Genomic DNA, 20,278 nt, shown 5'->3' on the forward strand with positions numbered 1-20,278 from the left:
TCGAGGCCGCTTCGCGGCACCTCAGCCAGCGATTGATGCGGGTCCTCGGCCCGCCGTGGGCGTCGGGAGTCAGAGGGTCGCGTCACCTCAGCCAGAGATAGGGGCGGGTGGGCGTCGGGGGTCAGAGGTTCGCGGCACCTCAGCCAGCGATAGGGGCGGGTGGGCGTCGGGAGTCAGAGGGTCGCGGCACCTCAGCCAGCGATAGGGGCGGGTCGGCGTCGGGAGTCAGAGGAGGTTGGAGGTGAGCCGCATCGTGGCGTTGCGCAGCCGCCTGGCGGGGGTCCAGCCGCGGATCATGTCGATGGTGATCTCCTCGCAGTCGGCCATGTCGGCCTCGAACAGCTCCTCCTGCTGCACGGCGATGGCCGGGTCGTAGAACCACGTCATCAGCTCCTTGTGGAGCACCAGGGAACGGACATCGAAGTTGAGGGTGCCGATGGCGCTCACCTCGCCGTCGATGGTGATGGTCTTGGCGTGGAAGAAGCCCCTGGTGTAGCGGAAGACGCGCACGCCGGCGGTGGCCAGCTGCTCGAAGAACGTCTCGGCCGCCCACCAGGCGATCTTCTTGTCCGGCATCCCCGTCATCATGAACCGCACGTCGACGCCCGACAGCGCCGCGTCGATCATGGTGGACTGGATGTCGGGCGTGGGCACCAGGTACGGGGACTGGATCCACACGCGGGAATGCGCGTTGGCCATGGCGACGACGTGGGCCCGGCTGGCCGGGTCCCACGCCACGTCGACGCCCGTGGCCACCGTCTGGGTCAGGACGCCCGGACCCGTCCCGGGGTAGGACGCGGGGAAGAACCGCTCGGTGTGGAGGTCCTCGCCGTCGACGTCCATCCAGCGCCGGGCGAACAGCTTCTGCAGCTCCGCGACGGCGGGGCCGTCGAAGCGGACGTGCGTGTCGCGCCAGTGGGGGTAACGCTTGCCCCCGTCGATGTACTCCTGGCCGACGTTGATGCCGCCGGTGTAGCCGCGGGTGGCGTCGATGATCACCATCTTGCGGTGGTTGCGGTAGTTGAGCTGCCGTGGGTCCGTGACGTCGTAGTGGAACCGCATGCCCGCCTGCTGCAGCCGCTTGATCTCGTCCTTCTTGTACATGATGTTGCCGGCCCAATCGTTGAGCATCCGCACCTCGACCCCGGCGGCCAGCCTGTCGAGCAGGATCTCGGTGAGCTCGGCGGTGAGCTGGTCCCGCTCCCAGATGAAGTACTGGATGTTGATCGTGTCGGTGGCCGCGGCGAGGTCCGCCTTGAGGGCGTCGAACTTGACCTGCCCGTTGACAAGGATCTCCACGTTGTGGGCGGGCAGGACGGTGGCGCCGTCGGTGCGCTCGATGAGACGGATCAGCTTGTCGTGGCCCGTCTCCTCGGCCGCCGTCACGGCGCCCTCGTGGACCTCCCGGTACTGGTCGCGGATCCGGGCGAGCGTCGGCGCGGCGGCGGCCGCGCGTGCGGCGACCCTCGGGTCCCGCGCGGCCCGTTTCTTCCAGTTGCGGCCGAACATCACATAGAAGACCAGGCCGACGAGGGGAAACGCCAGCAGCACGAGGAGCCAGGCGAGGGTGGTGGTGGGGTCGCGGTCGTCGGTGATCAGGACGATCGCCACCACGATCCAGTAGGCGACGAGCAGGACGGTGAGGATCGCGGTGATCGTCGACCCGTCCCAGGTCACGGCTGGCTCCGGGCGGTGGTGGGGGCCGGCTCGGTCATGGACGCCTCCTTGGGTGGTCTGCTCGGGATACTAGGGCCGGCGCGTCGCTCCGCAGCTCACCCATGGAGGGTGAGATCGGGCCGGGGAACCCCCGAGGGAGGGAGCCGAGCCGGAAGCGCCGGCGACTCCGTGCGGTTCGTGTTCCTCCAGACGGATGCCGGGGCGCCATGGGGCGACGACGAGCGGCCTGGCGGAACAGGAACCGCAGGGTGGGCGCCCGAGCGGGGGTCCAGTGCCCCACTGTGGGCGAGGGACTGGCGCCCAGGTCTGAGTGGACGCGAGGAAGGAGCCGTCCGGCAACGGGTCCCGGTCGGGGCCGGGTGTAGGCTCGATGCACCGAAGATCCGGCCCGCGACACCGTCGAGACGGCCCGGCCTCCGGCCCGGCGGAAGTCCTGCGAGGAGGCACGATGAAGCTGAATACGTGGCTGCGGAGGGTGCTGGCGGTGGTGGCCGCGATCCTCATGACGGTCCTGGTGGCGGGGTGTTCCGGGGCCGGATCCAGCAGCGAGGAGATGCCCGCTGTCGATCCCGCGCCCGCGCAGGACGGTGGGGTCGCGATGCCGGAGAAGGGTGGCGACGAGGACACCGCCGGCGACGGGGACCGCCTCATCATCCGCAACAAGACCATGCGGCTCGAAGTCACCAGCACGGCGGAGGCCGTGACCGGCATCCAGGACCTCGCCCGCACCTACGAGGGCACCGTCGTCAACATGCAGGTGGCCACGGACAACGGCGAATGGCTGTACCACTACGACGAGCGCGGCAACCTCGTCGGCGACGGCACCGCCCTGCGCGGCTGGGTGACCGTCCGCGTCCCCACCGATGCGTACGAGGACTTCATCGCGGACGTGGCCAAGATCGGGAAGGTCACCTACCAGTCCGAGGCCACCGACGACGTGACCCAGGAACACGTGGACCTGTCCGCCCGCCTGGAGAACATGCGCGCCCAGGAGGTGCGGCTGAGGGAGTTCTTCGAGGCCGCCAAGAACGTCACCGAGATGCTGGCCATCGAGACTGAGCTGGGGCGCGTCCGCGGCGAGATCGAGTCGCTCGACGCCCAAGTCACCTGGCTGGAGCGGCAGGCGGCGATGGCGACGGTGTCGGTGGAGCTCACCGAGCCGCAGGCTGTGGTCAGGCCCGACGGCGGGTCCTGGGGCTTCGTCGACGCCATCACGAGCGGCATCCGCGGCGCGGCCCAGGTGCTGACGGTGACGCTGACGGTGCTGATCGCCTCGTCGCCGCTGTGGCTGACCGCGCTGATCCTGTTCTTCCCCATCCGGGCGTGGATCCGGCGTCGTCGCGCCAGGGCCGCCGCGCCCGCGGCACCGGCGTCGGTGCCCCCCGCCGCCGCCCCAGCCCCGGCGACCGACGGGGACGCCACCCCGCCCCCCGCCGGCTGACCTGAATGTCACGCTGAGGGTCGAGTACGCCACTCAGCGTGACAATCAGGCGATGACAATCAGGCGAACCACTGATCGGTCATCATCCGATCCGGCACGTCCCTGCCGAGAAGAGCATTGATCAGCAGCTTCCGCGCATCCCGGCGCGCGATGCCTGCTGAAGCCCGCAAGGCAGCACGAGCAGATCGGCCGACGGTGCAGGATGTCCCTGTGACGACTGCCCACCATCTCCGGCCCGTGCGATGGCCGCAGCGGTGGCTGGCGCGGATCGACACAGCCCTGTTCATCATCGGTGCCCTTGCAGCCATCTGGCTGGCGTACCTGACCTTCGTCGAGGGCATCCGCCCAGGCTGGCCCATGCTGCTGATGGTCGTGTTCTGGGCGCTGGTGGCCTACCTCGTCCTGCCCCGCGTCCACCGCATCCTCACCCGGATCTACCTGCCCGACTACTTCATCGGCCGCACCCGCACCTCCGACGGCCTGCTGGGGGACCCGGTGAACCTGGCCTTCTTCGGCGACGAGGCGCAGATCCACCGTGCCATGGTGGCGGCCGGCTGGACCAGGGCGGACGACCTGAGCCTCCGCACTGGCTGGGGGATCGTGACGAGCACGCTGCGCCGTCGAAGCTACGCCGCCGCCCCGGTGAGCCCACTGTTCCTGTTCCGCCGCCAGCAGGACTTCGCCTACCAACAGGAGGTCGCGGGGAGCCCGTCGAAGCGGCACCATGTGCGGTTCTGGCGCTGCCCCGACGGCTGGCTGCTGCCCGGCGGGTTCGCGGTGGACTGGCTCGCCGCCGGCACCTACGACCGGCGGGTGGGCCTGTCGCTGTTCACGCTCCAGGTGACCCACAAGATCGACCCGTTGGTCGACGACGAGCGCGACCACATCATCGCCACCGTCCGGGCCGCCGAACCGCAGGCCCACCTCACGGTGCTGAACGACTTCTTCACCGGGTACCACTCCCGCAACGGCGGCGGCGACCTCATCCAGACCGACGGCGACCTGCCGATCCTCAACCTGACCGCGCTCGACGTCGAGCCCGACACGACGGCGCCGGCCCAGGTGCCGGTCGTCCGGCGGGCCCGCCGACGTCCCGCCCAGGTCACGTTCGGGGTGGTGGTCACGAGCCTGCGGGCACTGTCGTTCCTGAGTATCGGCGCGCTGCTGCTCGTGGGCAGGTCGGCGCTGGCGGGGGCCGGCGGGCAGGACCAGCGGGCGGTCACTCTCCTCGCGATCGTCGCCCTCGTCGCCGGCCTTGCGGACGTGGTCTTCGCCGTCGGCGTGTACCGCGGCCACAACTGGGCCCGGCTCGCCCTCTGCGCGCTGAGCGTGATGGGCCTCGGTGCCACTTTCACGTCCCGCACGTTCGGGGAGGAGCAGGGTCCGCTGGGCCTGTCGCTCATCCCGCTGGCGATCAGCGTGCTGATGCTCATGGCCCTGTCCAGCGAGGCTGCTCGCGGCTTCACCACCCGAGATGACTGAGGAGACACCGGATGCGCGCACGACTGATCGCGGCCCTGGGAGCGGGGGCGGCCATAGCCGGGGCGGTGGCCCTGCGGCGACGCGTTGAGCGGCGGCGCCCCGCCGTCGACGCGGTGGCCCCGGACCTCCGCGCCCCGTGGCTGTACCTGCTACCGGAGGAGCACTCGGGACGGCCTCCCCGTCGCCATCCGGCGGTCGAGCAGTTCGCCAACCGCGCCATCGTCCGCGGCGGCGCGGTGCCACAGCGCTTCGACGAGTGGAGCACCGGGTTCCTGTACGAACCTCCCGGGCGCGCCGGGCCGTCGGGGGCCGTGCTGTGGATCCACGGCGGCGGAATGATCACGGGCATGGCGGCGATCAACCACGGGGTGGGGATGAGGGTGTCGCGCGAGTTGGGGATCCTCGTCGCGACGGTGGACTACCGCCTCGCTCCCGAGCACCCCTTCCCGGCCGCGCTCGACGACTGCATGGCCGCGCTCCGATGGCTGCAGGACAACGCCGAACGCCTGGGGATCGACCCATCACGGATCGCGGTGGGCGGGGAGAGCGCCGGCGGCGGCCTGGCCGCGATGGTCACGCAACGCGCCCTCGACGAAGGCGTCCCCGTCGCGTTCCAGGTCCTGATCTACCCCATGCTCGACGACCGCACGGTCCTCCGCGACCCCGGTCACCGCGGCCAGATCCTCTGGACGTCGTCGCACAACCGGCACGCCTGGGAGTGGTTCCTCGGGCATCCGGTGCGCGAGGAGGAGGACCGTCCCTACGCGTCCGCGGCCCGCCGCCGCGACGTCACCGGCCTGCCGCCCGCGTGGATCGGCGTGGGTGACCTGGACCTGTTCCACGACGAGGACCTCGAGTACGCGCGGCGGCTCGAGGAGGCGGGCGTGGCGGTCCAGCTCGAGGTGGTGCCGGGAATGCCGCACGGCATGGACATGGTGCCGGCGCCGTCGATGAAGGCGTTCACAGCGTCCTGGGTCGCGGCCCTGCGGCGCGCCCTGGCGGACCCGGACTCCACCGGTCAGTGACCCGCGCCATGTAGCCGATCGCCCCGCGTGGGCGGGGTGGGTGGGTGGGTGGGTGTGGTTTGAGCCGATGGATGGGTTCGTGGCGCGCCCCACGCTCAGGCTGAGCGCGCGCCGATCCGCGAACCCATCCATCGGCTCAAACCACACCACCGACGGGGGCGGCTACCTACCAGGATCCGGCCTTGGGCTGGCGTGCCTGCTCCTCCTTCAACACCTTCTTGTGCGTCTCGCGCTCGTCGGTCAGCCATCCCGGCGGGTCGGCGATCAGCGCGCCGATCTGGTCCGCGGTCAGCGCCTCGGTGATGCCGCCCCGGGCGAGCCCGGAGCGGGAGACGCCCAGCTTCTGGGCGACCACGTCGCGCGGGAAGGGCCCGTTGCGGCGGAGCTCGACGAGCCACGACGGCGGGTTGTCGCGGAGGGCGTCCAGCTCGTCGCGGCTGATCGGCGTGGTCTGGAACTCCTCCGGCGCCGCGGGCAGGTAGATGCCCAGCTTGGCGGCCGCGGTGAGCGGCTTCATGGTTTGGCTCATGCCGTGAGCCTAGCCGTGCGCCGTCGTCTCGGGGAGGTGGCGATGCGCCCAGGCGCTCACCCCACGAGCGGGACGGCGATGACGAAGAACGCCAGGAGGGAGAGCAGGTCCTGGATGACGGTGGCCAGCGGGCCGCTGCCGAAGGCGGGGTCGCGGCCGGCCCTCGCCATCGCCCAGGGCAGGAGCATCGCGACGATGGTGGCCAGTGAGCAGGCGGCCAGCAGGGCGAGCGCGAGCGCCAGGGCAAGGTTGACCGAGCCGAACGCGAGCCACACCGCCGGGAACGCCAGCACGGCGAGCAGGAGACCCATCGCCAATCCGGTGAGCGCTTCGAGACGGAACGCCCGCCGCACGTGGGCGTTCACCGACAGGCCCCGGATGATCAGCGCCTCCGTCTGGGTTCCGACGGCGTCGGCGAGGTACACCACGCCGGGCACGAAGAACGCGAGCCGGATGTCGGACTCGATGGCCTCCTGGTACCCGCCCATCATCCAGGCCGACAGCGCCGCCCCCACCAGGCCGGCCAGCAGCCACGGGAGGCGATGCCACAGCCGCCGCTTCAGCGGCTCCTCGAAGGCCCGCCGGGCGGACGCCGTCGACCTCAGGTAACCGCCGAGGCGGGCGAAGTCGGCGTCGTGGTCGCGGAGGAGGGCGCCGATGAGGCGCGTCGGGGGGACCAGGCCGCGGAACCGGCCGTCATCGTCGACGACGGCGAGGCTCGACTCGCCGTGCCGCACCGCCTTCCACGCGGCCTGCTCCTCGTTGAACCCGCCGTGGATGACGGGGGGATCCGCGTCCATGACGTCGGCGGCGGTGAGGTGGCCGGGGGCGGCGAGCAGCGCGGCGATGGGGATGAGCCCGAGGAGGCGGGAGTCGGGGGAGGAGAGGACCACCACCTCGTCGACCGACTCGTATGCCCGTCCGGCGAGCGTCGCCCGGATGTCTGCGACGGTGTCGCCGGGGTGGCAGGTGGGCACGTCGGCGATGACGTACTGCTCGATCGAGCCGGGGAGCAGCGGGGCCTCGGTCGCGACCGGGCCGGGGGTGGAGTCTGTGGTGTCCATGGTGTGGCCTCCGTGCGTCCACGCTAGTGCGCGCCGACGGCGGGTGCTGGCGATCCGGGGCGTTGCGTCCGGGCCGCGGCCGGGCGCGGGGTAGCCTGCGCGGGTGGACACACCGTCGAACCCCTCCTCCGGCCTGCGCATCGGCTTCGTGCCCGGGGTGACGCTGACCAAGTGGCGGCGGATCTGGGAGGAGCGGTTCCCGCGGGTGCCGCTGGAGGTGCTGGAGCTGACGGTCCCGGAGCAGCGGCGGGCGCTCGTCGACGACGCCGTCGACATGTGCTTCGTCCGGCTCCCCGTCTCCACCGAAGGCCTGCACGCGATCCCGCTGTACGACGAGGTGCCGGTGGCATGGATGTCGAAGGACCACGAGCTGACGGTCCTGGACGAGCTGACGGCGGAGGACCTGGCCGACGTCCGCGTGATCGACGACGCGGAGCCCGAGAGCATCGAGCTGGCCAGCTACTCGGCGGCGGTGCTGCGGGTGCCGATGTCCGTGGCCCGCTCGGGCAGCCGCCGCGACATGGTCTACCGCCCCGTCGTCGATGCCCCGCCCACGACGGTGGCGCTGGCCTGGCGCGCTGACAACGACAGCGAGTGGATCGAGGAGTTCATCGGCGTGGTGCGCGGCCGGACGGTGAACAGCTCCCGGTCGGCCCGCGAGCGCGGGGATGAGGCCAAGCCCGCCGAGAAGGCGCGGAAGGCGACCGCGCCGGGGAAGACGATGCGCCCGCCCGCGCGCGGGAGGCGGCCGCGTCGCCGGTGACGGTGCTGCGAGGCTGCCGGTGTCGCGGATGAGGGCGTCGCGCCGGTGTCCGCCGTGCCTGGCCCGCTGTGCGCTGGCCGACTTCTGCGGTTTCTGTTCCTCCAGGCTGCCCCTCGATGCCGATGGGGCCCCGGGGATCGGTCTGGAAGAACAGGAACCGCAGCGTGCGGCTCGCGGCCCCCAGCGGCTTAGGCGTCGTCCGGTCCCCGCGCCAGCCCTATGTCCCTGCGCCTGCCTGAAGTCTCTGCGCCTGCCTTGCGTCCGCGCGCCTGGCTTGCATCTAGGCGCCTGTCCTGGAGCGCAGGCGCGGAACGATAAGGCAGGCGCCTATAGCCCGGGCGGGCGGACTGGTCGACGGGCGAGCGGGCGTGCAGGACTCGGACTGCCCGGCGGTGAGTGGTCCACTTGGCGGCGGGACGCGCCGTCGGCCAACCTCAGGACCGTGGTCCGCGACGCGGAAGGCGTGAGGAGCCGAGCGACGGGGGGCCGAGGGTCGCGGCGATGAGCCGACCCTTGTCGCGCACCGGCATCCGGGCGAACATTCCCCACATGGCCTTGGCGAGCCCGGGGGCGGTGGAGTCGCGGGACATGAAGTCGCGCTGGGCGGACGCCGGCAGGCGGCCGAAGGCGTCGAACAGTCCCAACGTGCCGGCGACGTCCAGACGCAGCAGCGCACGGAGCCCCATCTCTCGGAACAGGTCCGCAGGTCCGAAGGGGTCGGCTGCGCCGGCCCGATCCAACTTGCTGGCCCTGGCCGACGCCCCCGCCTGATCCGACGCTCCGGCCCGACCCGACGCGCCGACGGACTGGGCACGCCCGCCGCGACCTTGACCTCCCGCGACTTCGCCACCCAGGGACCCCGCTTTCTCACCTGAGTGACCGCCCGCGACCCTCGCCGCGACCTCACCAGCCAGACTGCCCGCCCGGGCCAACGAGTGCGCCACCGAGTACCCGGTCACAAGGTTCCCGCCGCGACCCGCCGTCCCCACCGCCAACGTCCCCGGCACCGCTGGCGCCCCGCGACCGCGCATGGGGATCCGCACCACCTCGCGCTCCAGCGGCGCGTTGACGACGCCCTCCGCCACCCCCCGCGACACCAGACGCCGCCGTAGCCGCGCCTTCAACTCGTCGATCGGCAGGCCCGGCGCCGCCGCGAGGCATGTCTCCTCGAGCAGCATCCGCCCTTGTCCCAAGGGGATGGCGTAGAGGAACGACGGCGTCCCCGTCGGCTCGGCGTCCGCGGACCAGTCCGTGCGCCAGTCCATCAGCAGGGCTGGGGCGCCGGCGAGGGCCGGGGCCGCATCGTCGGCCGAGACCACGATCCCGTACGCCGTCTGCGCGGGAGAGGGATCATCCGGCACCAGGCCGCCCGGCCGCGCCCCCCGCGCGTCGACCACCACCCGCGCCTCGCCGCGCAGGTCCGAGACCTCGTCGTCGGTGAGGCGCCCCCGTCGGACCTCGACCCCGTCGAGGGGGAGAGCGGCCTGGAGGGCGGCGTTGTCGAGAACCAGATAGTCGCGGGGGAGCCGGTACTCCCCGTGCGCCCGGAGCACGGGCCCCGCCACCCGCGACCTCACCACGGACTCGGGCAGCGCCCCCAGCTCGTCGCCCCAGATGCCGTAGGTGGGGATCCACGCCGCGCCTGGGCGAGGGTCGACGGCGAGCACCCGCAGCCCCAGCGCCGCGCACCGTGACGCCAGCGCCCGCCCGGCCGGCCCCAGCCCCACCACGGCGACGTCGAATCTGGTTGCGCTGCTCACGCGGCCATGGTGCCACGGGTTTGAGCCGATGGATGGGTTCGCGACGCGGCCCACGCTCAGCTCACGCGGGGGGCCGCGCGCGAACCCATCCATCGGCTCAAACCCCTCCCCCCCAGCCCCCGCTCCTGCAGCGGATTGCCGCCTGGACGGAACCTCGCAGCTACTGCTCGAACCGCACCATGTTGTTGAACACCCACTGGTCGGCGCGGAAGTAGTACCAGGTGCCGTCGGTCCTCTGCGCGGCCTGCACCACCCCCAGCGACAGGATGTAGCTGCGACACCCGCCGCGACCCGTGACGGCCGTGTCGCACTCCGTCTTCCACTGCCGGCCGCCGGAGATGAACACCCGGCCGCCGGAGTCGTTGGCCAGCGGGTTGTCCCCCCACTGCTCGCGGGGCATGTACGGCAGGTACGTGAGATTGTTGAACACCCATGCGGTGGTCTTGACGTACCGGCCGCCCGTGTAGGTCACCGTCGTGGCCCAGATCTCGGTGCGGCACCGCACCGTCTGCGAGTACGGCTCGCACGTGGTGCGCCACTCGCGGCCGTTGACCTGGTGGTAGCCGGGGGTGGAGTAGACGTCCACGTCCGGCTTCCACGTCATCTCCGGCACCGACGACGGGCTGGGGAACACGCTCGCCTTCAGCGCGGAGGCCAGGGCGCGCCGCTCGTCGGCCTTCACCGTCGTGGACGTGGAGGCGGCCGCCGCCTGGCTGGCGTTGGCGTACGAGTAGCCGGACCAGCCGAGCCCGGCCGACGTGACGGCCCGCGCCTGGGCCACCGAGTTGGGGATGGTGTTGAGGTAGAGCGCCGCGCCGGAGACCATGTGCCGGCCCGTCTCGCTCTTCACGCGCACCAGGAACTGGTTCCAGGACGTGAACATCGCGGCCTGGGCGGTGTCGTGCTGGCGCTTGTAGTTCATCACGACGACGGCGTCGACCAGCTTCGCGCACGCCCAGCCGTACCAGTCCTGCAGGACGCTGACGTAGGGCTCGGTCTGCTGCCAGGTGCGGGTGGCGGAGGGCCCGTAGCCGTAGGAGACGGCGTTAACCGTGAACACCACCGACGGGTCCGCGGCGGCCACCGTCTGGCCGGCGCGGCGGACGACGGCGGTCACCTGGTCGCGGCGCCACTGCGCGAACTGCTGGTCCGACGGCAGGGGCTTGTCTGAGCGCCCGGTCGCGGCTGCGAACCGCTGCAGCGAGGTCGCGGAGTAGCCCCAGTCGTTGCCGGCGATGGTGCCGCTGCGGTCCGGGTAGCGGATGTAGTCGAGGTTGACGCCGTCGACGTCGTAGTTATCGACGATCGACCTCACGCCCGCGACGATGTAGTCCACGGTCGCCGGGTTGCCCAGGTCCACGTAGGAGTTGGCGCCGACGATCTCCACGCCGTCGTACCGCTTGTCCAGCCAGCGATTGCCGCCCGAGGCGGACGGGCCGTGGGCGTTGTACGCGTGGGCGGGGTCGGCGGGCGCCGTCGCGCTGTTCCACAGGGTGCCCACGTTGAACCAGGCGTGCACGCGCAGCCCGGCGGCGTGGGCCTGGCGGATCACCTCGGCGAGCGGGTCGAAGGGGGCGGGTGTGCCGATCGTCGAGCTGCGCGGGTAGGTGGACTCGTTGCAGAAGCAGTCGAACCGGCGTGCGGTCTGCACGAGGATGGTGTTGTAGTTGGCGGCCTTCGCGTCGGCGACCACCTGGGTGATCTGCTGAGCCGACGACAGGCCCGGGTTGAACGCGTCCACCCAGACCGAGCGCCACTGCGAGGCGGGGGCGGCCGACGCCGGTGTCGCGGGGAAGGCGACGGCGGCGAGCAGCGCCGCGAGGACGACGGTGATGAGCCTTCTCATGTGATCCTCCGAACCGTGGACCCGGGGTCTGGGAGGAGAGTCGCGGCGGGCGCGGACGGTGCGGGCGTCGGGGCTGCTCGAGGAGCCACCGGGGCTCCCATTGTACGCCGGCGGGCCGGTTCATCCTGCCCTTACGGGGAGCCGGGTCACCCTGCCCCTACGGGGAGCGGGGTCGCCCTCTGTCCGTTGTTTGAGCCCGGCCGCGAGGAGCGTCAGCGTCGAGGCCGCCTTCGGCCACGCACCGCCGCGCCCACCGCGGCCACGACGAACACCGCCGACAGCACCAGCATCGCCGCCACCGACACCGCCAGGTCGGGCACCGAGGACATCCATCGATGGTCGAGCAGCGGCATGCCCGTGCGCGGTGGCACGAGCACCAGCGCGAAGACGAGCGCGAGCGCGGTCGCGACCCCGGCCGCCCCGAAGGCGATCCTCGCCATGGGCCGACGGCGGCGTGTGACCGCCCACCAGATCAACGTGCCGGCCTGCGCCACCGGCAGCCCCAGCATGAGGAGGGGCGCCGCGCTCACCAGAAGGTCCGGCTCCGTCGGGAGGCCGCGGGTGCCCAGGATCGCGTGATGCAGGTCGTAGCGGAACCGCCACCAACCCGGCTGGTCCGTGCCCGCGCCCGTGTTGGCGAGCGCCACCACCCCGAGCCCCAGCTCCGGGGCGAGGGACAGCGAGCTCAGCGCCCGCGGGATGCTGCCTTCGTGCTCCCACAAGGTGGGACGGTCCGGGGAGTCCCAGCCCACGTCGTCGTCGGTGAGCTCCCACAGCCCGCGCACCAGCCACCCGCTGGCGTAGTCCGAGTGCTCGTCGGCCGCGCCGAGGGGTTCGCGCGCGGCGCTCAGCACCTCTGGGTCCATGGCGGTTGGGGTGCCGAGGTGCGCGCGGAGCAGGGTGGTGAGGTCGCGCGCGGTGGAGGTGAGGAGTGCCGACGGGGCCGCGTACGGTGCCGCGGGGCTGGGGGTCGGCGCGTTCACCCGTCGGAACCACGTGTAGTACGGCTCGGCGAGACCGTTCGCCTCGGCCGCCGCGAGGTCACCCGTCGTGGCGGTGAGCCCGAGCGGCTCCGCAACCAGGGTCTGCAACGCCCCCTCGAACGGCATCCCCGTCACCTGCTCGACGACGGCGCCCAGGACGGTGTAGCCCGAGTTGACGTAGGCGTAGGTGTCACCGGGCGCCGTCGCCAACGGCACCCCCGCGAGGTGGCGCGCCTCCTCCTGGAGGGTCGCGGACACGGGCCACGGCGACCACTCCAGGCCGACCTCGGCCAGCCCCGAGCGGTGCGCCAGCAGCTGCGCGACGGTGATCTCCGAGTGCGGCGGCCCGACGTCCGCGAAGGCCGTGAGGATGTCGCCGACGGGGGTGTCGAGGCCCAGCTCACCGTCGGCGATCAGCTGCTGGACGGCCAGGCCGGTCAACTGCTTCGACGTGGACCCCAGGACGAACGGAGTGTCCACCGTGACCGGGACACCGGGCCGCGCCTCGCCGTAGGTGCCCTCGAAGTGCACCTCGCCGTCGACCACGACCACCACCGCCAGGCCGGGCAGCCGCATCTCCTCCACGCGCTCCGAGAGGAAGGCGTCCAGGTCCTCCTCGGAGGCCCACGCCGGCTCCGGGGCGGCGACGGCGAGCGGCGAGATGCTTCCCCACAGCAGGGCCGCGACGACCGGCGCCATCGCCCACCGGACGGCCGCGCCCCCAGAGCGTCGTCCAGCCCGTGACGCGGTCCGCGGTGCCATGTCGCCTCCCTGCGCCTCAGTATCTGGGCGACACCGCGGCCCGACAAGGCGCGGATCTCCCGCGCACCGCGGCGCGCCGACCGGTTCGTTGCCCCGCGACCCGATCCACGCCCTGGTCGCGCTCGGGCGGGGGCGTCAGTCTCCGGCGACCGCGCGTTGGATCTCCGCCACGTCGATCTTCTGCATCGTCATCATGGCCGCGAAGGCCCGCTCCGACACGCCCGGCTCCTCGGACTCCATGGCGTCGGTGAGCACGCGAGGCGTGATCTGCCACGACATCCCCCACCGGTCCTTGCACCAGCCGCAGGCGCTCTCCTGCCCACCGTTGCCGACGATCGCGTCCCAGTAGCGGTCGGTCTCGGCCTGATCGTCGGTGGCGATCTGGAAGGAGAACGCCTCGCTCTGGGGGAAGTTGGGGCCGCCGTTGAGGCCCATGCAGGGGATCCCGCAGACGGTGAAGTGGACCGTCAGGACGTCGCCCTCCTTGCCTCCGGGGAAGTCGCCGGGGGCGCGGTGCACGGCCTCCACCCGGCTGTCGGGGAACAACGAGGCGTAGAACTCGGCCGCCGCCTCGGCGTCCTTGTCGAACCACAGGCAGATCGTGTTCTTGGGCGTCGCCATGTTCCATCTCCTTCGATGTGGACAGGCAGCCACGGTAACCCGGGTGGGGTGTCGCGGCAATGGGTTTGGCCTGCTGGTCGGCGGATCTGGTGGCGTAGTCGGCACCAGATCCGCCGGTCAGGCGCGCCCGACGGCGACGACGGGGTGAGGACCCCGCTGCGGTCGGCGTAATACGCCGGAGCGCATGATCCGAGCCCCGCAGCGGCGTCTCAATCCTGGGCGTCCAGGCCGGCGGCGGTGCCGTCGTCGGGCACCAGGCGCAGCCGCGGCGCGGGCTTGGGGGCCGGAGGGATCGTCGAGGCGCCCCAGGCCCCGGCCACGCCGATCAGTTCGTCGGTCCGCTCGTTCAACGCGTCCCGCTTCACCCCGGACAGCGGATACGACGGCAGGGGGGCGTCGGCGCCCGGCCCGGCGAGGTCACCGTAGGCGGTGCCGCCGGAGGTGGTGTCCTGGTAGCTGGCGTGGAAGCCGTTCAGCCACCCCGACAGGCCCCCCACCGCGGTGCGGAAGCGGATCCACCGGTGGTTGTCCCATCCCCACGTGGGCACCTCCCCCGGCCGGTCGCCGGCGAATGCGTTGACCAGCTTCACCGCGCCCAACCGGCCCCGCTCCGCGAGATCCGTCACCACCTTCGGCGGCATGGACAGGTTCATGCCGCCCTCGGAATGGTCGTGGTGCACGGTGACGATGCGGTCGCGGTACCCGGGCATCACCAGCTGGGCCCCGTCCACCCACTCGCGCGCGGTGTGGACCATCAGCAGCCCGAACGACACCCAGGACCCCACCCCCTTCGTCGGCAGCGGGAACCAGGGGCGCTGGAGGCCGGCCGAGTTGCTGGTGGGCAGGTAGCTGTTCTCGGACTGGTCCTGCGACTTCGACCTCCCCGGGGGGAACCCGCCCAGGTTGAACGCGAACGTGGGGTGCTTCGGCAGCGGGGAGTCGAAGAAGTGCACGGGCAGGTTGGCGCAGAGGCCGCCGTCGGTGAACCACACGCTGGAGAACGTCAGCCGGCTGGAGTCGTCGCGCTGATTCTCCGGCAGGGTGTAGTCGACGGCCCACAACCGCACCGCCGAGATGAGCACGGGGAAGCTGAGCGACATGCGGGTGGGCACGATCACGGGCAGGTCGTCCGGGACGGGCCACGGGTGGAGGGTGCGCCCGTCGAACTGGCGCGTCTGGGTGGCGGCCTGATCGTCGCCGCCGACGGACCCGCCCGAGGGCCCGGCAGCGGAGCCCGCCTCCGGCCGCGGTCGGCGGGTGGGGGGATGGGCCACCATCCAGTCCACGACGTCGGCAGGGAACAGCTCGCGCATCTCGTCGGGGTCGAAGTAGAACTCCTGCGTGGTCCACGGCATGGCCATGGGCTGGTGGCGGGTCAGGTTGGTCGTCATCACGCGCAGGGTCACCCCGCCGCGACGCAGGTCGCCGAACGTCAGCGGCTCCGCCCCGGGCGCGCGCCCGGCCAGCGACTGGATCTTCTCGTACAGCCACGGGGTGAGCGGCGTGGCGTCGCCAGCGCCGACGCCCTCCATGCCCGTGCACATGCCGAAGCCCTCCTCCGCGACCCGCCCGAACGTCCGCAGCGCGCCCAGCAGCACGCCCACCGCCGCCCCGAGGAGCAGCAGGAGGAGGCCGCCGACGATGCCCGCCACCGACGCGATCCCCTCGCCCAGCGCGCTCACCACCACCAACACGAGCCCCAGCAGCGCCCCGATCAGCGCCTCCTTCCAGAACGCCCGCAGCAGGCCGCCCACCAGGGCGCCCGCCTTGCCGTCCTTCTTCGCGGCCACCGACATCAGCAGTCGGAAGAGCGGGGCTGCGGTCGCCGTCGGCTGGAAGAAGGAGGCGAGCTTGGACTGGCCGCCGGGCCCGACCGAGGCCAGCTCGTCGGGCATGGTGTCGAGCCCCTCGAACCCGCCGGAGTGTCGCCCCAGCTCCGCGGCGGCCGCGGCGGCGGCGGCGATGGCCCCGGCGGAGGCGCCGCCCACGTTGGTCAGCGTGTAGGTCTTCGCCAGCTCGGAGACGGCGCGGGGGTAGATCACGCCGCTGGTGATGCCGCCCTTCATGACGATGTCGCAGCGCAGCGACGGTGCGGCGAACGGGCTGGTGGATGCTGCGGTGGTCATGGTCACTCCTGGGTTCCGAAAAGCTTGGCGTGGTAGCTCGCCACCACTTGGCGGCACATGGTGCTGTAGGGGGCGTGGTCGGCGACAAACCGGCTGACCTCGACGAGCCGTCGCTCGTACTGCGCGAGCAGCTCCGGGTCGTCGGGGTGCCTGGCGGCGTTGTTGCGCGCCTCCACCACCGACTCGAGGTGCGCGATCAGGTCCAGCAGGCGGTCTCGGCGGTTGGCCCGCACCCCGCGACGCTGGAGCGCGCACACACGGATCGTCTCGGCGCCCTTCGCGCTGCCGTTGCGGGGCCGCACCCAGCCGTCGTCGACGGTGCCGGTGCCCCACACGAACTCCAGGTGCTTCTCCGGGAAGTCGAGGTAGGGGTGCAGCAGCAGGCGCTTCTCGCTCCTCTCCGACCCGGGCGACGTGGCCCTCGGCGAGCCGGGGGCCAGTGGGAACGCGTTCGCCTTGCCAGCGGTGCGCGACTCCTCGGGGAGGTCCTGTTTGCGGGGGCTGTTGCAGTCGGTGCACGACGGCAGCAGGTTGGTCCACTCGCTGGCCAGCCAGTAGTAGCCGGGCGGCACGCGCTTGCCGTCGATCGTCACCTCACCCTTGGGGCGGTAGTGCTCGATGGCCACCGGCTGGGTTGCGGCGTAGTACGTCTCGCAGTAGGCGCACTTGCCGCCGAACGCCGCCTCCAGCGCCGCGCGGATGTCGGGATTCTTGTAGGCCTTGAAGCCGTCGTACTTCGCCTGGCCGTCCCAGGCGGCGTAGAAGTCGAGCGCGTCCTGCCGCTCCTTGAGCGTCTTGGCGTCCTTGAGGCTGGCCGGCTCGGCGGGCCGGGGGACCCGGCGCATCAGGAGCTCCCGGGCAGGTACCTGCCCCACAGCTCGGAGAGCTTGGCGGTCATCTCCTTGCTGGTGGGGGCGACGGTGTCGCCGGTCTCGCGGCGCTGGGCGATGTAGTCGGCGGCGGAGGTGAGGAGCAGCCGCTCGCGTTCGGTGGTGCCGAACTGCTCCAGCTCGTCGAGCCGCGCCCGGACGCGCGCCAGGCGGGCGGTCTGCTCGGGGGTGGGGTGTTTGAGGGCCATGAGGCGGTAGTAGCTCTCCCACAGCTCGGCCACCTCGGGGTCGTCGGTGGAGCCGAGGCCGAAGTGCTCGGAGGTGAGGAGTTGGTCGATCCGCATGCCGGTGACCGGGGGCAGGTCCGAGAGCGAGATGACGTCGCCCTGGCTGTTGCGGCGCATGACCACCACCTCGCCGTCGACGATGCCGCGCAGGCACAACGGGTCGTGTGTGGTGACGATGAACTGGATGCGCGGCATCAGGTTGCGTATCGCGGTGACGATCCGCAGCCGCCAACGCGGGTGGAGGTGGGCGCCGATCTCGTCGATCAGCACGATCCCCTCCGCCAGAGCCGACTGCGTCCACAGCCGCATGGTGGAGCGCAGGATGTCGCAGGCCATCACCACCATGGACTGGTAGCCGTCGCTGAGGGTGACGATGTCGGAGCGGGTCCGGCCCTGCCTGAGCAGCACCTGGTCGTCGTCGCGGAGGAGCTCGGCATCCTGGTCGAGGGCGAGCATCTCGTGGATGCCGCCGGCCACGTCGTCGAAGGTGTCGTCGTCGAGGGAGAGCAGCCAGGAGGTGGGGTCGGTGAGAGGGGCGACGGGGTCGAAGAGGTTGTCGACGCGCACCACGCGGTCGTCGCTGTGGGGCGACGGGGTGCGCGGCAGCAGCCGGACCGCGCCGTAGCCGAGCATCAGGGCCGCCACGGGCTCGGGGCCGGTGAACTCTTGTTGGCCCTTGGCCCATTCCAGGCGCAGCGGCTCGGTGCGGCCGGAGAGGTAGACCTCGACCACCCCCTTGCGGGCGCCGTCGCGCAGGAACTTGCGGGCGTCGATCCCGAGCTGGCGGCGCTGCTCGCCGCCCATCATGGTGAGCGCGATGGCATGCAGGACCGAGCTCTTGCCGCAGCCGTTCTCGCCGAGGAGGACGGTCCAGGGGCCGCGGTCGCTGGTGGAGCGGGCCAGGTCGATCTCGAGGTCGCGGATGGGGCGGAAGTTCTTGATCACCACCCGCTCGATCCACTGGGTGGCCTGGTAGTAGTTGCCGCGATCCGCCCCTCCCATCGTTGCGTTGAGGTCGTAGGCCGGCGCGCCCGGTTCGGCGCCGGACATGGGTGGGAGCTCGGGGCCCTGGGGTCGCGGCGGGGGTGGAGCGGGGGCGGGGGCGGCGGCCTCCTCCGGGGGCATGGACTCGGCGTAGCCGCCGAACTGCCGGTGGAGGGTGGGAAAGCCGTTGTCAGGGGCCGAGTTGAGGGCGGTGAGGCGGGCCTTGATGAGGAAGTCCCGGTTGAGGGCCAGGATGTCGCAGGTGACGCGCCCGCGCTCGGTCAGCGCCGTGATGGTGCCGTCGGCCTGGTAGCGGAGGTGCTCGTCTGGGTCGTCGACGAGGGGGTCGAGCAGGAGCGGCTGCTCCGCGGCGAGGCCGTCGGGGGAGGATGCGCGGTCACCGGCGACGGGGAACCGCGTGCCGCGGGAGCGGACGCAGTCGGCGCAGGCGGGGTAGAGGTTGTCCCACTCGTAGGTGAGCCACCAGTAGGCCTGGAGCGCGACGTCGCCGTCGGTGCCGACCGCCCCCCATGTGGGGCGATGGTGGGTGACGACGGCGGAGTCGGGCCCCTGCGCCTCGAGGGGGCGCTCGCAGTAGGCGCAGGTGCCGTTCGTCATGCCGAGCAACGAATCCAGGATCTCGGGGGCGTGGAGGACCGGGTCCGGATCCGGCCCGCGGAACCGCTTCTGCCGCCAGGCGTGCGCGGTTTCCTCGGTGAGCCTCTCCTTGTCAGCGGCGAGGACTTCGGGTTCGGCGGGTCGTCGGAGCCACATGGCACACCCCCTTGTTGCCGCGATTATTGCCGGGTTCGGCCGGGCTGGGAAGGGGTCGAACGGCGACATTTCGGGGGCCCCCCGGCCTGCCCCGTCGTCGCGGGCCCGTAGGGGTGGGGGGAGTTGAGCCGATGGATGGGTTCGCGGCGCGGGTCACGCTCACGCCACGCGGGAGCCCCGCCGCGAACCCATCCATCGGCTCAACGCACATCCCCGCCGCCACGAAAGCAACCATTGACACGCGTAATTGACACGCGTCAACACTCTGGGTTATCGTCGTGGCATGGTCACACCGTCGTCCCACGAGGCGCCCGAGAACACGCGCCCGGCCACCAGTGCCGACGTGGCGAAGCGTGCCGGCGTGTCACGGGCGACGGTGAGCTACATCCTCAACGGCAAGCAGGGCGTCAGCTTCACCGCCGAGACGCGCGAAGCGGTCCTGCGCGCCGCCGCGGAACTGTCCTACCAACCCAACGCCGCAGCCCGGTCCCTCGTGTCGGGGTCGGGGCCGATCGTCATCGTCATGTCGCACCTGCCGCAGAACGAGACCACCACCAGCGCGGTGTGGGCGCTGGCGAGCGCGCTTGCCGGCCGCGGGCTCCTGGCCACGTTCCTGCAGGTCTCCGGAAGTGTCGAGGAGACGGTGGACGCCGTCGTCGCCCTCAAGCCCCGTGCCGCGATGCTGGCATTCCCGGCCGCCGGCGACCTGGGCCGCCGGCTCACCGAGGCCGGGGTGAAGGTGGCGGGCCTGGGCAGCGAGGGCCTGGACTTCTCGATGGGCCGGGCCCAGGTGGAGTACCTCGTCGGGCTTGGCCACACGCGGCTTGCGTTCGCCGACGTGGTCGACAGCCAGGCTTTCGGGGTCCTGCCCCGCCGGGCCGAGGTGATCGCGGCCTGCGAGCAGGCCGGCATCCCGTCCCCAGTCGCCGGCGAGGTCGCCCGCGACGGAGTGGGGGCGAAGGACATCGTCGCCGCCTGGCACCGCGACGGCGTGACCGCGGTGTGCTCCTACAACGACGAGGTGGCCCTCGCCGTCCTCTTCGGCATCCGCGAGGCGGGGCTGCGCTGCCCGGAGGACATGGCGGTGGTCGGCTGCGACGACATCCCGGCCGCAGCCGTCGCGTATCCGCCGCTCACCACCGTCGCCCTCCACATGGACCGCGACGTCGGCTGGATCGTCGACGCGCTCCTCTACCAGTTGGGGATCACGGCTGCGCCGCCCGCCGCGCCGCCGGTCCCCCCGATCGGCATCACCCGTCGGGCGTCCGCCTGACCCTCACCACCATCCGGGTCGCCGACGACCCGGTTCTGCCCACGAAAGGGA

At 71.9% G+C, this 20,278-nt stretch carries 15 protein-coding genes; 5 read left to right on the plus strand and 10 right to left on the minus strand.

Going from position 1 to position 20,278, the window contains the following annotated elements:
* Positions 1-225: 225 nt before the first annotated feature.
* Positions 226-1,677 (minus strand): cardiolipin synthase, encoded by a 1,452-nt coding sequence (gene cls / locus ACZK5D_RS11360; protein ID WP_463665335.1) that lies wholly within the window; start codon positions 1,675-1,677, stop codon positions 226-228.
* A 448-nt stretch (positions 1,678-2,125) separates the two neighbouring features.
* Here cls and ACZK5D_RS11365 point away from each other — a divergent pair, with 448 nt between their 5' ends.
* From ACZK5D_RS11365 to ACZK5D_RS11375, 3 genes are all read left to right on the plus strand, one after another.
* Entirely contained in the window at positions 2,126-3,118 is a 993-nt protein-coding gene (locus ACZK5D_RS11365) for a DUF4349 domain-containing protein (RefSeq protein WP_463665336.1), read from the plus strand.
* Between the two features lie 210 nt (positions 3,119-3,328).
* On the plus strand, positions 3,329-4,600 hold the full coding sequence (locus tag ACZK5D_RS11370) for an LssY C-terminal domain-containing protein (protein WP_463665337.1): 1,272 nt from the start codon (positions 3,329-3,331) through the stop codon (positions 4,598-4,600).
* An 11-nt stretch (positions 4,601-4,611) separates the two neighbouring features.
* Positions 4,612-5,625 carry an alpha/beta hydrolase gene (locus tag ACZK5D_RS11375; protein WP_463665338.1) on the plus strand — a complete coding sequence of 338 codons (1,014 nt, stop codon included), beginning with the start codon at positions 4,612-4,614 and terminating at the stop codon, positions 5,623-5,625.
* Between the two features lie 166 nt (positions 5,626-5,791).
* Here ACZK5D_RS11375 and ACZK5D_RS11380 read toward each other — a convergent pair whose 3' ends face one another.
* Together ACZK5D_RS11380 and ACZK5D_RS11385 are read right to left on the minus strand one after the other, a co-directional pair.
* Complete coding sequence (locus ACZK5D_RS11380) at positions 5,792-6,154, minus strand: DUF5997 family protein (RefSeq protein ID WP_463665339.1); 363 nt, start codon at positions 6,152-6,154, stop codon at positions 5,792-5,794.
* 56 nt (positions 6,155-6,210) lie between these two features.
* Positions 6,211-7,218, minus strand: a complete 1,008-nt coding sequence (locus ACZK5D_RS11385) for a magnesium transporter (RefSeq protein ID WP_463665340.1) — start codon at positions 7,216-7,218, stop codon at positions 6,211-6,213.
* 103 nt (positions 7,219-7,321) lie between these two features.
* Here ACZK5D_RS11385 and ACZK5D_RS11390 point away from each other — a divergent pair, with 103 nt between their 5' ends.
* Positions 7,322-7,981 (plus strand): LysR substrate-binding domain-containing protein, encoded by a 660-nt coding sequence (locus ACZK5D_RS11390; protein ID WP_458995607.1) that lies wholly within the window; start codon positions 7,322-7,324, stop codon positions 7,979-7,981.
* A gap of 434 nt (positions 7,982-8,415) precedes the next feature.
* Here the strand turns inward: ACZK5D_RS11390 and ACZK5D_RS11395 are convergent, their stop codons facing one another.
* The 7 genes from ACZK5D_RS11395 to ACZK5D_RS11425 form a co-directional block, all read right to left on the minus strand.
* A complete protein-coding gene (locus ACZK5D_RS11395) occupies positions 8,416-9,741 on the minus strand; it encodes a lycopene cyclase family protein (RefSeq protein WP_463665341.1) in 1,326 nt (441 codons plus the stop codon).
* Positions 9,742-9,901: 160 nt separating this feature from the next.
* A complete protein-coding gene (locus ACZK5D_RS11400; protein ID WP_463665342.1) occupies positions 9,902-11,587 on the minus strand; it encodes a glycoside hydrolase family 10-like protein in 1,686 nt (561 codons plus the stop codon).
* A 212-nt stretch (positions 11,588-11,799) separates the two neighbouring features.
* Positions 11,800-13,332, minus strand: coding sequence for a serine hydrolase domain-containing protein (locus ACZK5D_RS11405; protein ID WP_463665343.1), 1,533 nt, complete (start codon positions 13,330-13,332; stop codon positions 11,800-11,802).
* A gap of 135 nt (positions 13,333-13,467) precedes the next feature.
* The gene (locus ACZK5D_RS11410) at positions 13,468-13,953 is read right to left on the minus strand and encodes a VOC family protein (RefSeq protein ID WP_463665344.1); all 486 of its coding nucleotides are present in this window, start codon (positions 13,951-13,953) and stop codon (positions 13,468-13,470) included.
* 209 nt (positions 13,954-14,162) lie between these two features.
* On the minus strand, positions 14,163-16,079 hold the full coding sequence (locus ACZK5D_RS11415) for a patatin-like phospholipase domain-containing protein (RefSeq protein WP_463665345.1): 1,917 nt from the start codon (positions 16,077-16,079) through the stop codon (positions 14,163-14,165).
* 2 nt (positions 16,080-16,081) lie between these two features.
* Positions 16,082-16,924 carry an HNH endonuclease family protein gene (locus ACZK5D_RS11420; protein WP_463665346.1) on the minus strand — a complete coding sequence of 281 codons (843 nt, stop codon included), beginning with the start codon at positions 16,922-16,924 and terminating at the stop codon, positions 16,082-16,084.
* Positions 16,924-18,954, minus strand: coding sequence for an AAA family ATPase (locus tag ACZK5D_RS11425; protein ID WP_463665347.1), 2,031 nt, complete (start codon positions 18,952-18,954; stop codon positions 16,924-16,926). The genes ACZK5D_RS11420 and ACZK5D_RS11425 overlap by 1 nt, the downstream gene beginning before the upstream one ends.
* 283 nt (positions 18,955-19,237) lie before the next feature.
* Between ACZK5D_RS11425 and ACZK5D_RS11430 the strand changes: the two genes are divergently transcribed.
* Positions 19,238-20,227: a LacI family DNA-binding transcriptional regulator gene (locus ACZK5D_RS11430; RefSeq protein WP_463665348.1), complete on the plus strand. Its 990-nt coding sequence runs from the start codon at positions 19,238-19,240 to the stop codon at positions 20,225-20,227.
* The last annotated feature ends 51 nt before the right edge of the window (positions 20,228-20,278 follow it).

This window comes from Tessaracoccus yangjingae, assembly GCF_055326235.1.

What these genes read in the sequence shown, in the direction of transcription:
- ACZK5D_RS11420 (WP_463665346.1), bottom strand. Translation starts at nt 16,924, where the DNA reads ATGCGCCGGGTCCCCCGGCCCGCCGAGCCGGCCAGCCTCAAGGACGCC.
- ACZK5D_RS11375 (WP_463665338.1), top strand. Translation starts at nt 4,612, where the DNA reads ATGCGCGCACGACTGATCGCGGCCCTGGGAGCGGGGGCGGCCATAGCC.
- ACZK5D_RS11400 (WP_463665342.1), bottom strand. Translation starts at nt 11,587, where the DNA reads ATGAGAAGGCTCATCACCGTCGTCCTCGCGGCGCTGCTCGCCGCCGTC.
- ACZK5D_RS11380 (WP_463665339.1), bottom strand. Translation starts at nt 6,154, where the DNA reads ATGAGCCAAACCATGAAGCCGCTCACCGCGGCCGCCAAGCTGGGCATC.
- ACZK5D_RS11385 (WP_463665340.1), bottom strand. Translation starts at nt 7,218, where the DNA reads ATGGACACCACAGACTCCACCCCCGGCCCGGTCGCGACCGAGGCCCCG.
- ACZK5D_RS11405 (WP_463665343.1), bottom strand. Translation starts at nt 13,332, where the DNA reads ATGGCACCGCGGACCGCGTCACGGGCTGGACGACGCTCTGGGGGCGCG.
- ACZK5D_RS11365 (WP_463665336.1), top strand. Translation starts at nt 2,126, where the DNA reads ATGAAGCTGAATACGTGGCTGCGGAGGGTGCTGGCGGTGGTGGCCGCG.
- ACZK5D_RS11410 (WP_463665344.1), bottom strand. Translation starts at nt 13,953, where the DNA reads ATGGCGACGCCCAAGAACACGATCTGCCTGTGGTTCGACAAGGACGCC.
- ACZK5D_RS11425 (WP_463665347.1), bottom strand. Translation starts at nt 18,954, where the DNA reads ATGTGGCTCCGACGACCCGCCGAACCCGAAGTCCTCGCCGCTGACAAG.
- ACZK5D_RS11415 (WP_463665345.1), bottom strand. Translation starts at nt 16,079, where the DNA reads ATGACCACCGCAGCATCCACCAGCCCGTTCGCCGCACCGTCGCTGCGC.
- ACZK5D_RS11430 (WP_463665348.1), top strand. Translation starts at nt 19,238, where the DNA reads ATGGTCACACCGTCGTCCCACGAGGCGCCCGAGAACACGCGCCCGGCC.